Source organism: Streptomyces griseocarneus (assembly GCF_014655595.1).
GTDB classification, from domain to species: Bacteria; Actinomycetota; Actinomycetes; order Streptomycetales; family Streptomycetaceae; genus Streptomyces; species Streptomyces griseocarneus.
The window spans coordinates 208,755-221,761 of the sequence record NZ_BNBL01000011.1 but is presented as its reverse complement, the minus strand read 5'-3'; the positions used below and the strand labels follow the sequence as shown (position 1 = coordinate 221,761).

General features: G+C 73.4%; 3 protein-coding genes and 1 pseudogene. All 4 read left to right on the top strand.

Annotated features, from left to right (window positions below):
- The first annotated feature begins 14 nt into the window (after positions 1–14).
- On the top strand, positions 15–6,422 hold the full coding sequence (locus IE295_RS26085) for a type I polyketide synthase (protein ID WP_190066210.1): 6,408 nt from the start codon (positions 15–17) through the stop codon (positions 6,420–6,422).
- Positions 6,419–10,294: pseudogene (locus IE295_RS26080) on the top strand (type I polyketide synthase); the annotation flags it as partial. The gene IE295_RS26085 and the pseudogene IE295_RS26080, both read left to right, overlap by 4 nt.
- Entirely contained in the window at positions 10,286–11,647 is a 1,362-nt protein-coding gene (locus tag IE295_RS34650; protein ID WP_444545288.1) for a thioesterase domain-containing protein, read from the top strand. The pseudogene IE295_RS26080 and the gene IE295_RS34650, both read left to right, overlap by 9 nt.
- A 64-nt stretch (positions 11,648–11,711) precedes the next feature.
- A complete protein-coding gene (locus tag IE295_RS26075; protein WP_190066208.1) occupies positions 11,712–12,899 on the top strand; it encodes a cytochrome P450 in 1,188 nt (395 codons plus the stop codon).
- Positions 12,900–13,007: the final 108 nt, after the last annotated feature.

The window sequence follows — 13,007 nt, the reverse complement described above, 5'->3', positions numbered from 1 at the left end:
GGACGGGTCTCTCCATGGGGGACGAGCAGAAACTCCGCACCTACCTCCGGCGCGTCACCGCGGATCTGGCGGACGTGAGCGAGCGGCTGCGGCAGGCGGAGGACAAGAACTCCGAGCCCATCGCGATCGTCGGCATGGGCTGCCGCTACCCGGGCGGGGTCCGTACGCCCGAGGAGTTCTGGGCGCTGCTCGACGAAGGAGTCGACGCGGTGGCCGGATTCCCGGACGACCGGGGCTGGGACCTGGAGAACCTCTACGACCCGGACCCCGACGAGCCGGGCAAGTGCTACGTCCGCGAGGGCGGGTTCCTCTACGACGCGGGCGAGTTCGACGCGGCGTTCTTCGGGATATCCCCGCGCGAGGCGCTGGCCATGGATCCCCAGCAGCGCCTGCTGCTGGAGTGCTCCTGGGGCGCGCTGGAGCGGGCGGGCATCGCCCCGGCATCCCTGCGCGGCGAGGACGTCGGCGTCTACATCGGCGCCTGGAACAGCAACTACGGCAAGACGAGCGGGGCGGAGAGCTCCGAGGGACACCTGCTGACCGGCAACGCCTCCAGCGTCGTCTCCGGCCGGGTCTCCTACGCCCTGGGCCTGGAAGGCCCCGCGGTCACCGTGGACACCGCCTGCTCCTCCTCGCTGGTCGGGCTGCACCTGGCCGCCCAGGCGCTGCGGGCCGGGGAGTGCGGACTGGCGTTGGCCGGCGGCGTGACGGTGATGTCCACCCCGCTGTCGCTGGTGTCCTTCTCCCGGCAGCGCGGACTGGCCATGGACGGCCGCTCCAAGGCGTTCTCGGCGTCCGCCGACGGCATGGGCATGGCCGAGGGCGTCGGCGTGCTGGTGCTGGAGCGGCTCTCCGACGCCCGGCGCAACGGCCATGAGGTGCTGGCCGTGCTGCGCGGCTCGGCGGTCAACCAGGACGGCGCGTCCAACGGCCTGACCGCGCCGAACGGCCCGTCGCAGCAGCGGGTCATCCAGGCGGCGCTGGCCAACGCCCGGATCGCTCCCTCGGACGTGGACGTGGTCGAGGCGCACGGCACCGGCACGCCCCTGGGCGACCCGATCGAGGTGCAGGCCCTGCAGGCCGCCTACGGACAGAGCCGGCCGGAGGGCCGTCCGCTGTGGCTGGGGTCGGTGAAGTCGAACGTCGGTCACACGCAGGCCGCCGCCGGTGTGGCCGGTGTGATCAAGATGGTGCTGGCCATGCGCGAGGGCGTGCTGCCCAGGACCCTGCACGTCGAGGAGCCGACGGCGGAGGTGGACTGGTCCGCCGGTGAGGTACGGCTCCTGACGGAACACCGGCAGTGGTCCGCGACGGACGGCCGCCCGCGCCGGGCCGGAGTGTCCTCCTTCGGGATCTCCGGCACCAACGCCCACGTGATCGTGGAGGAGGCGCCGCCCGCCGAGGCGGCCCCCACCGGCGACGCCGGACCGGCCGCCGACGTGGTTCCCTGGGTGCTGTCCGGCCGTACCCCTGCGGCGCTGCGGGCGCAGGCGGACCGGCTGGCCGCGCACGCGTCGCAGCTGGACCCGGTCGACGTGGGCTGGTCGCTGGCCGCCACGCGCAGCGCGTTCGAGCACCGTGCCGTGGTGGTGGGCCGGGACCGGGAGGAGCTGCTGGCGGGCCTGCGCGAGGTGGCCGACGCCGCCGACGCCCCGGCCGTGGCCGACACCGACGGCGGTGTGGTGCTGGTGTTCGCGGGTCAGGGCTGTCAATGGGTCGGCATGGGCAAGGCCCTTCTCGAGTCGTCGCCGGTCTTCCGGGAGTCGATGCGGCGGTGTGCCGAGGCGCTGGAGCCGTTTGTCGACTTCGAGCTGTTGGACGTGCTGGACGACGAGACGGCTCTGGCGCGGGTGGAGGTGGTGCAGCCGGCGCTGTGGGCGGTGATGGTGTCGCTGGCCGGTCTCTGGCGCTCGTGGGGTGTTCCGGTGGCCGCGGTGATCGGGCATTCGCAGGGCGAGATCGCCGCCGCGGCCGTCTCCGGCGCGCTGTCCCTCGAGGACGCCGCCCGGGTGGCCGCCCTGCGGAGCCGGCTGATCGCGGAGAAGCTGTCGGGCCTGGGCGGAATGGTCTCGGTCGCGCTGCCCCGCGACCAGGTCGTGCCGCTGCTGGCCGACTACCCCGGAGTGTCGGTGGCGGCGGTCAACGGCGCCTCGTCCACCGTCGTCTCCGGCGACGTCGCCGGACTCGAAGGCCTGCTCGCCTCCTGCGAGGCCACGGGGATCCGGGCCCGCCGCATCGAGGTGGACTACGCCTCGCACTCCGCGCAGGTGGAGCTGATCCACGACGAGCTGCTGGAGGTTCTGGCCGGCATCTCCCCCCGGACGTCGGACATCCCGTTCGTGTCGACCGTGACCGGCGAGCGGATCGACACAGCCGGGATGGACGCGGAGTACTGGTACCGCAACCTGCGGCAGACCGTGGAGTTCCGGGCCGGCGTCGAGTACCTGCTGGGCCAGGGCCACACGGTGTTCCTCGAGTCCAGCCCCCACCCCGTCCTCACCGTAGGCATCGAGGAGACCGTGCACGAGGCGGGCGCGCGGGCCGTCGTGCTCCACACCCTGCGCCGCGACGAGGGCGACCTGGCCAGGATGCTCACCTCCGCCGGTGAGGCCTGGACGCGCGGTCTGCCCGTCGACTGGCCGGCCCTGCTGACCGGCGGCCGGCGCGTGGACCTGCCGACGTACGCCTTCCAGCGGGAGCGCCTGTGGCTGGAGCCGCCGCGCGCCCGGGCCGGTGACGTCGGCGCGGTCGGGCTGGTGGAGGCCGGGCACGAACTGCTGCCCGCGGCGGTGGAACTGCCCGGCGGGCAGTGGGCGTGGACCGGCAGGCTGTCGCTGTCGGCCCACCCGTGGCTGGCCGACCACCAGGTGCTCGGGTCGGTGCTGGTGCCGGGCGTGGTGTGGGTCGAGCAGGCCCTGCACGCGGGCCACCAGGTCGGATTCGGCTGCGTCGAGGAACTGACGCTGCAGGCACCCCTGGTGCTCGACGAGTCGGAGGAGCCGGTGCACATCCGGGTGGTCGTCGCCGACATCGGCGAGGACGGCCGCCGGTCGGTGTCCGTGCACTCGCGGGGCGCGGAGGAGGCGTGGGTGACGCACGCCGAGGGCTTCCTGACGGCCGAGGGGCCGCAGCAGCCGCAGAGCGTGGCGGTGTGGCCGCCCGCCGGGGCGACCCCGGTGGAGTCGGACGGGTTCTACGAACGGCTCGACGACGCGGGATACCGCTACGGAACGGTGTTCCAGGGCGTCCGCAGGGTCTGGAAGGCGGGCGACGACCTGTTCGCCGAGGTCGAGCTGGCCGAGGACGTCGACGTGGAGGGCTTCGGCATCCACCCCGGCCTGTTCGACGCCGCACTGCACACCGCCGCCGTCGGCAACCTCGGCGCCGGCGAGACCCGGCTGCCGTTCTCCTTCGCCGACGTGCGCCTGTTCGCCACCGGAGCCAGGTCCCTGCGGGTGCGGGTCGGCCCGGCCGCCGACGGACAGGGAATGTCCTGGCAGGCCTGGGACGCCACCGGACTCCCGGTGTTCACCCTCGGCTCGCTCGCCACCCGGCCGGTCAGCGCCGACCAGCTGTCGGCCAAGCGACCGGAATCGCTGTTCAAGGTGACGTGGGACGAAGCCGTCCCCGTCGTCGGGGCGGCCTCCGCCGCACACGGCGTGATCCTCGGGGACGACCGGCTCGGCCTCGCCGACGCCCTGCGCACGGCGGGCTGGACGGTGGACACCGCCACCGGCCCGGTCTCCGTCGAGGACACCCCCGAGATCCTGGTGCTGCCGTGCGTGGCACCGGCACCGCACGACGAGGACCTTCCCGCGGCGGTCCGGGCCGTCACCGGGCACGTCCTGGGCGTGCTCCAGGAGTGGCTCGCCGACGAGCGGCTCGGCGACTCCCGCCTGGTCGTCGTCACGCGCGACGCCCTGCCGCGCGACCTGGTCCACAGCCCCGTCTGGGGCCTGGTCCGCTCCGCGCAGACCGAGAACCCCGGGCGCATCACCCTCGTCGACGTCGACGGCCACCCCGACTCGTCGGCGGCCCTGGCCGACGCGGTCCTCTCCGACGAACCCCGGATCATGATCCGGGCGGGCAAGGCGACGGCCGCCCGGCTGGTGCGGGCCACGCCCCCCGACCTCGTACCGCCCGCCGGAGCGGACGCCTGGCGGCTGGAGATCACCGAACCGGGCACCTTCGACAACCTCACCCTGGGCGTCTACCCGCACGCCCAGAAGCCCCTGGCGGACAACGAGGTCCGCGTCGCGGTGCACGCCGGCGGCCTGAACTTCCACGACGTGGTGGCCGCGCTGGGCATGGTCGACGACGACCTGACGCTGGGCCGCGAGGCCGCCGGCGTGGTCGTCGAAGTCGGCAGCGCCGTGCCGGACCTGTCCCCGGGGGACCGGGTGATGGGCATCCTCTCCGCGGGCTTCGGACCGCTGGCGGTGACCGACCACCGCTACCTGGCGCGCATCCCGGCCGACTGGACCTTCGCCCAGGCCGCATCGGTGCCCGCGGCGTTCCTCACCGCCTACTACGGCCTGTGCGACCTCGGCGGCGTCGGCAAGGGCGACCGCGTGCTGATCCACGCCGCCGCCGGCGGCGTCGGCATGGCCGCCGTGCAGATCGCCCGGCACCTGGGCGCGGAGGTCTTCGGCACCGCCAGCCCCCGGAAGTGGGGCACGCTGCGCGAACTGGGGCTCGACGACGCGCACCTGTCCTCCTCCCGCACGCTCGACTTCGAGAAGCGATTCCTGGACGCCACCGGCGGTCGCGGCGTCGACCTCGTACTGAACTCGCTGGCCAGGGAGTTCGTCGACGCCTCGCTGCGGCTGATGCCCGGCGGCGGCCGGTTCGTCGACATGGGCAAGACCGACATCCGCCGGCCCGAGGAGGTGGCCGAGGCCCACCCCGGCGTCACCTACCGCGCCTTCGACCTCGTCGAGGCGGGCCCGCAGCGGACCGGGGAGATGCTCGCCGAGATCGTCCGGCTGTTCGAGGCCGGGGAGTTCCGGCTGCTGCCGATCACCCAGTGGGACGTGCGCCGGGCGCCGGAGGCGTTCCGCCACATCAGCCAGGCCAAGCACGTCGGCAAGATCGTCCTGACCGTTCCCCGCCCCCTCAGGACGGACGGCACGGTGATGGTGACCGGCGCCTCCGGCACGCTGGGCGGCTTCGTCGCCCGGCACCTGGTCACCGAGCACGGCGCGACGCGGCTGCTGCTGCTCAGCCGCGGCCCCGAGCGGACCGAACTGGTCCGCGAGCTGACCGGACTCGGCGCCACCGTCACCTGGGCCTCCTGCGACGTGGCCGACGCCGCCGCGCTGGAGCGCGTGGTGAGCACCGTCGACGACCGGCACCCGCTGGTCGCGGTGGTCCACTCGGCGGGCGTGCTGGACGACGGCGTGATCGACAAGCAGACCCCCGAGCGCCTCGACACCGTGATGCGCCCGAAGGTCGACGCGGCGTGGAACCTGCACCGGCTGGTCGGCAACGCCCCGCTGACCGACTTCGTGCTCTTCTCCTCGGCCAGCGGCGTACTCGGCGGAGCCGGTCAGTCCAACTACGCGGCGGCCAACGCCTTCCTCGACGCCCTGGCCGAACACCGGCGCACCACCGGCCTCGCCGGACAGTCGCTGGCCTGGGGACTGTGGACCGACCGCAGCACCATGACCGGACAGCTCGGCTCCACGGAGCTGGCCAGGATCGCCCGCAACGGCGTCGCCGAGATGTCCGAACAGGACGGACTGGCACTGTTCGACGCCGCCCGCGACGCCGGCGAGGCGCTGCTGCTGCCCATGCACCTGGACGTCGCCAGGCTGCGCGGCCGCGGCGGGGAGGTGCCCGCGATGTTCCGCAAGCTCGTGCGCTCCTCGGCCCGGCGCACGGTGACCGCCGCCGTGCAGAACTCCGGCCTCGAGCAGCAGCTCGCCTCGCTGTCCGCGGCCGAACGCGCCGAGGTGCTGCTCGGCCTGGTGCGCGACCACGCGGCCGCGGTGCTCGGCCACGGCACGTCCGACGCGATCTCCACCGACCGTCCGTTCCGGGAACTGGGCTTCGACTCGCTGACCGCGGTGGAACTGCGCAACAGGTTCTCCTCCCTCACCGGGCTGCGGCTGCCCGCGACCCTGGTGTTCGACCACCCGACACCGCAGGCGCTGGCGACGTACCTCGGCGGGCAGCTGGCCACCGACGCGGCGTCCCCCACGGAACCGGTGCTGGCCGCGGTCAGCCGCCTGCGCGGGGACCTACGGGCGCTCGCGCCGGACGCCGAGGGCGTCGACGACGTCACGATCCAGCTCGAAGCGCTGCTCGCCGAGTGGCGCGAGGCGACGGCCGCCCGGGACCGGGTGACCGGGTACGACCTGTCGGCCGCCACCGACGAAGACCTCTTCGCGCTGGTCGACAGCGAGATGGAGGAGTCCTGATGACGGCCGGGGCCACCGAGACCAAGCTCCGTGAATACCTGAAAAAGGCCGTCACGGACCTGCACAGCACCAGGCAGCGGCTGCGCGAGGCCGAGCGCAAGGACGCCGAGCCGCTGGCGATCGTCGGCATGAGCTGCCGGCTTCCCGGCGGAGCCCGCTCGCCGGAACGGTTCTGGGAACTGCTCGACGACGGCGTGGACGCCCTGGCACCGCTCCCCACCGACCGGGGCTGGAAGGCGGACACCGCATTCGACGAGAACCAGTCGTACGTACGGGAGGGCGGTTTCCTCTACGACGCGGGCGAGTTCGACGCGGGGTTCTTCGGGATCTCGCCGCGTGAGGCGCTGGCGATGGACCCGCAACAGCGGTTGCTGCTGGAGTGCTCGTGGGAGGCCATCGAGCGGGCCAGGATCGACCCCCGCACGCTGCGGGGCAGCCGGACCGGCGTCTACTTCGGCACGATCGGCCAGGACTACTTCTCGCTGTTCGCCGGATCGGGCGGCGAGTACGCCAACTACCTGGCCACCGCGTGCTCGGCGAGCGTCATGTCCGGCAGGGTGTCCTACGTGCTGGGCCTGGAAGGCCCGGCGGTCACCGTGGACACGGCATGTTCGTCGTCGCTGGTGAGCCTGCACACCGCCGCGCAGGCGCTGCGGTCGGGCGAGTGCGAACTGGCACTGGTCGGCGGCGCCACCGTCATGGCGACGCCCACCGTGTTCACCGCGTTCTCCCACCAGCGCGGACTGGCCACGGACGGCCGTGCGAAGGCGTTCTCGTCCACGGCGGACGGCGCGGGCTTCGCCGAGGGCGTCGGCGTGCTGGTACTGGAACGGTTGTCGGACGCCCGCCGCAACGGCCACCACGTACTGGCCGTGGTCCGGGGCTCGGCGGTCAACCAGGACGGCGCGTCGAACGGTCTGACGGCGCCGAACGGCCCGTCGCAGCAGCGCGTCATCCGCGCGGCGCTGGCCAATGCCCGGCTGACGCCCTCCGACGTGGACGCCGTCGAGGCACACGGCACCGGTACGTCCCTGGGCGACCCGATCGAAGCGCAGGCCCTGCTGGGCGTCTACGGCCAGGACCGGTCACCGGACCACCCACTGTGGCTGGGATCCGTGAAGTCGAACATCGGCCACACACAGGCGGCCGCGGGCGTCGCCGGTGTGATCAAGATGGTCATGGCGATGCGGGCCGGTGTGCTGCCGAGGACGCTGCACGTGGACGAGCCGTCGCCGGAGGTGGACTGGTCGTCGGGTGCGGTGCGGCTGCTGACGGAGGCGCGGGACTGGCCGGCCGTGGAGGGCCGTCCGCGGCGGGCGGGGGTGTCGTCGTTCGGCATCAGCGGCACCAACGCGCACGTGATCATCGAGGAGGCCCCGGCGATCGAGCCGCCTGCGGGGGAGCCTGATGCGGGCGTGGTGCCGTGGGTGGTGTCGGGGCGTACCGAGGATGCGTTGCGGGAGCAGGCGGGGCGGCTGGCTTCATTCGTGTCCGGCCGGCCCGACGCGAGCCCGGCGGACGTGGGCTGGTCGTTGGCCGCGACGCGGAGTGCGTTCGAGCGTCGTGCGGTGGTGTTCGGCTCGGGGCGTGAGGAGTTCGTCGAGGGTCTTTCCGCTGTGGCGGAGGGACGTTCGGCGGCGAATGCGGTGACGGGTTCGGTTGCCGCGGGTGGTCTGGCGTTCGTGTTCACCGGTCAGGGGAGTCAGCGGCTCGGCATGGGCCGGGAGTTGTACGAGCGGTTCCCGGTGTTCGCCGAGGCGTTCGACGAGGTCTGCGCGTCTGTGGACCCGGGTCTGCGCGATGTCGTATTCGGTTCCGATGCGGAGGCGTTGGACCGGACCGTGTGGGCTCAGGCGGGGTTGTTCGCGCTTGAGGTATCGCTCTTCCGGCTGCTCGCGTCCTGGGGCGTGAAGCCTGGTTACCTCGTCGGGCATTCCATCGGCGAGCTGTCGGCCGCGTATGTGGCGGGTGTCTGGTCGCTCGAGGATGCGTGTCGTGTGGTGGCCGCGCGGGGCCGGTTGATGCAGGCACTGCCGGCCGGCGGCGCGATGGCCGCGGTGGAGACCCACCTCGGTGAGATCACTGATCTGCTGGGCGATGACCTGGTGGTCGCCTCGGTGAACGCGCCGGGCCAGCTGGTCGTTTCCGGCACCGAGGCGGCCGTCGACCGGGCGGTTGCCGCGGTCAAGGCGCGGGGCGGTCGCGCGCGGCGCCTTACGGTCTCGCACGCTTTCCACTCGCCGTTGATGGAGCCGATGCTGGTGGCGTTCCGCAGCGTCCTGGAGACGGTGGAGTTCCACAAGCCGACGTTGTCGGCGGTCTCCAACGTCACCGGCACCTGGGTGGACCCGCAGGAGTGGTGCTCGCCCGGCTACTGGGTGCGCCAGGTCCGCGAGCCCGTCCTCTTCGCCGACGGCGTCCGTACCCTCCTCGACGCGGGCGTCACAACCTGGCTGGAGCTCGGCCCGGCAGGCACCCTCACCTCGATGGTCGCCCACTGCGCCGACACCGAACGCGTCGCCGCGACAGCCACGTTGCGTCCCGGCCACGACGAGGTGTCCACCGTCCTGACCGCCCTGTCCACCGTCCACGTCAACGGACACACCGTCGACTGGGCCCCCCTCTTCCCCCACGCCCGCACGGTCGACCTCCCCACCTATGCCTTCCAGCGCCAGCACTACTGGATGCGGCGTTCCACCCCGGCCTCCACCCCGGCCCCCGCCGGGACCACGCCGGGCACGCCGCTGGACGACTGGACCTACCGGATCGACTGGATGCCGGTGGACGAGGGCGCGGCGGCGCCCGTGCTGTCGGGGAGCTGGCTGGTGATCCGGCCGGCGGGGGAGTGCCCTCTCGCCGACGCCGTCGAGGCCGCGTTGGCCGGGCACGGTGCCACCGTGATCGGCGCCGGCGAGGCCGGGCCCCCGCACGGCGCCGGCCTGGCCGGAGTGGTCTCCCTGCTGGGTCTCGGTTCCGACGCCGACGGCGGCCTGAAGGCGACGCTGCGCGTCGTCCAGGACCTGGTGGCCGAGGACTCCGGGGTTCCCCTGTGGGTGCTCACCAGTGGTGCCGTGGCCGTCGGCGACTCGGATCCGGTGACGCACCCGGAACGGGCCACGCTGTGGGGTCTGGGCCGGGCGGCCGCGGCGGAGCATCCGGAACTCGGCGCCGTGCGGATCGACCTGCCCGCCGAGCTCACCGACCGCACCGGCAGCCGCCTGTGTGCCCTTCTGCTCGCCCGCGACGAGCAGGAGGTCGCCATCCGTCCGGCGGGCGTGTTCGCCAGGCGCCTGGTCCGTACGCGTCCCGCCGCCGAACGCTGGTCGCCCAGGGGCACCGTTGTGGTCACCGGTGGTACGGGCGCGCTGGCCGCGCACGTCGCGCGCTGGCTGGCGGACCAGGGCGCCGAGCACGTGGTGCTGGCCGGGCGACGGGGTCCGGACGGCCCCGGGGCCGGGGCGCTGCACGCCGAGCTGATCGCCGCCGGGGTGAAGGCGACGGTCGCCCGGTGCGACGTCACCGACCGCGAAGCGGTCCGGGAGTTGCTCGACACGTACCGGCCGAACGCGGTGGTGCACACGGCCGCCGTCCTCGACGACGGCGTGATCGCCTCGCTCACTCCCGGACAGGTCGACCGGGTGCTGCGGCCCAAGCTGCTCGGTGCGAAGCACCTGCACGAGCTCACCCGCGACAGGGACCTCGACGCGTTCGTGCTGTTCTCCTCCCTGGCCGGTGTCCTCGGCGGCGCGGGCCAGGCCCACTACGCCGCCGCCAACGCCTACCTCGACGCCCTGGCGGCCCACCGCACGGCCGAGGGCCTGCCCGCCGCCTCCCTGGCCTGGGGGCCGTGGGCGGGCGACGGGATGGCCGGCACCCAGGTCGTCGAGGACCGGCTGCGCCGCAGCGGCCTGGCCCCGCTGGCACCGGAGGACGCCGTGCGGGCCCTGGGCCGGGCGCACGGGCCGGTGGTGGTGGCCGACGTGGACTGGGGGCGCCTGGCCGGTGGGGCCGGGCACCGCCTGCTCGACGGCCTCCCCGAGGCGCGTCCGGCCGCCCCGCCCGCCCGGGACGAGCAGCCGGACGCGCTGCGGAGCCTGGAAGGGCGTACCGCCGAGGAACAGTCGCGCGTGCTGCTGGAGGCCGTCCGCACGGAGATCGCCGCCGTGCTGCGCTACGACGACCCGGCGCGGATCGACCCCGGCCACGAGTTCCTCGCGCTCGGCTTCGACTCGCTGACCTCGATCGAGCTGCGCAACCGGCTCGTCTCCCGCACCGGCCTGGCGCTCCCCGCCTCGCTCACGCTCGAACACCGCACGCCCGCCGGCCTCGCCGAGCACCTGCGGGAGAGGATCGGCGCCGGCGGCCCGGGCGCACCGGACACCACGGGGAGCCTCGGCGAGCTGTGGCAGGAAGCGGACCGGCACGGCAGGCGGCTGGAGTTCATCGACCTGCTGACGACGGCCTCCGGCTTCCGGGCGTCGTACGACGATCCGGCCGAGCTGGACCTGCCGCCGTTGCGGCTGACCTCCGGCGGAACGGACACCCCCGTGTTCTGCATCCCGTCGCACCTGGGCAAGGCCGACCCGCACAAGTTCGTCCCGTTCGGCGCGGCCCTGCGCGGCAGGCGCGACGTGTTCGTGCTGCGCGAGCCGGGCTTCGTGACGGGGCAGCCGGTTCCCGCCACCCTGGACGTCCTGCTCGCCACCCACGCGCGGGCCCTGGAGGGGCGGGACGAGGTCGTGCTGCTCGGCTACTCCGCGGGCGGCCTGGCCGCGCACGCCCTCGCCGCCCATCTCGCCGCCCTGGGACGGCCGCCCGCCGCCGTCGTGCTGGTCGACACCTACGCGCCCGAGCAGGGCGACGTGATGACCCGCATCCAGGCGGCCATGGAGCAGGGCCAGCGGGAGCGCGACGGACGGACCGGCGAGGCGCTGGGCGAGGCGTGGCTGACCGCGATGGGCCGCTACTTCGGCTTCGACTGGACGCCGTCTCCCGTCGACGTACCCGTGCTGCACGTACGCGCCGGCGACCCGATGTCCGGCATGCCCTCCGACGGGCGGTGGCAGGCCCGCTGGACGCTGCCGCACACCGGAACGGACGTGCCCGGCGACCACTTCACCATGATGGAACACCACGCGCCCCGGACCGCCGACGTCGTGCACGACTGGCTGGTCACGGCCGTTCACCGACCCCCTGGAGACCACGGCGGCCCCGCCGTGCGCTGACCCGAGGTCTCAGGAGCACCACCCGAGCACCACCCATTCGCAAGTCCTTGAAATGGAGCTGGCAATGCCTTCTTTCCCCGTTCGCCGTACCGTGCCGGACACCCCTCCGGTCGAGCACCTGGATCTGCTGAAGGAAGGGGGCGTGTGCCCGTTCACCATGGAGGACGGCCGGGCGGCCTGGCTCGCGGCCAGCCATGAGGCGGTGCGCGGCCTGCTCGCCGACCGCCGCATCAGCAACAACCCCGCGAAGACCCCGTCGTTCTCGCAGCGCGAGACCCTGCAGAAGCAGCGCGGCCAGTTCAGCCGTCACCTGTTCAACATGGACTCGCCGGAGCACGACATCGCCCGCCGCATGGTGGCCGAGGACTTCACGCCCCGGCACGCCGAGGAGGTCCGCCCGTTCTTCGAGGAGATCTTCGGCGAGATCGTGGACGAGATCGTCCGCAAGGGCCCGGGCGCCGAGATGGTGGAGGCGTTCGCCTTCCCCGTCGCCACGAAGACCATCTGCAAGGTGCTGGACATCCCCGAGGAGGACTGCCAGTACTTCCAGAAGCGCACCGAGCAGATCATCGAGATGGACCGGGGCGAGGAGAACCTCGAGGCCGTCATCGAGCTGCGCGGCTACGTCGAGCGCCTCATGCGGGAGCGGACGGAGAACCCCGGCGACGACCTGCTCAGCCGGCTGATCCTCAAGGCGCAGGCGTCCGGCGACATCGAGCTCAGCGCCTCCGACCTGGTGGACAACGCGCTGTTCCTGCTGGTCGCCGGCCACGAGCCGTCGGCGAACATGCTCGGTCTCGGGGTGCTCGCGCTCGCCGAGTTCCCGCACGTCGCCGAGGAGCTGCGCGCCGACCCCAGCCTCTGGCCGGGGGCGATCGACGAGATGCTGCGCTACTACACCATCGCCCGGGCCACCAAGCGCGTCGCCGCCGCGGACATCGAGATCGAGGGCCAGACGATCAAGGAGGGGGACGCGGTGATCGTGCTGCTGGACACCAGCAACCGCGACCCGAAGGTGTACTCCGACCCGCACGTGCTCGACATCCACCGCCCCGCGGGCAACCACCTCTCCTTCAGTCACGGGCCGCACCAGTGCCTGGGCAAGCACCTGGTCCGGGTGCAGCTGGAGGTGGCGCTGCGGGCGGTGGCCGAGCGCATCCCCGGCCTGCGGCTGGACATCGCCAAGGAGGACATCCCCTTCCGCGGGGACGCCCTCTCCTACGGGCCGCGCCAGCTCCGCGTCACCTGGTAGCAGCCGGGGAGGGCTGGCTCGCCGGCCGCGTCGCGGCCCGCGGCCGGGGCCTGGTCGCCGACGCGATCGCCGCGGAGGGGCTGAAGCTGATGCAGCACGCGGTGCTGG

Excerpts from the sequence above, each read along its gene's own strand:
- IE295_RS34650 (WP_444545288.1), top strand. The coding sequence starts at position 10,286 with ATGGCCGGCACCCAGGTCGTCGAGGACCGGCTGCGCCGCAGCGGCCTG.
- IE295_RS26085 (WP_190066210.1), top strand. The coding sequence starts at position 15 with ATGGGGGACGAGCAGAAACTCCGCACCTACCTCCGGCGCGTCACCGCG.
- IE295_RS26075 (WP_190066208.1), top strand. The coding sequence starts at position 11,712 with ATGCCTTCTTTCCCCGTTCGCCGTACCGTGCCGGACACCCCTCCGGTC.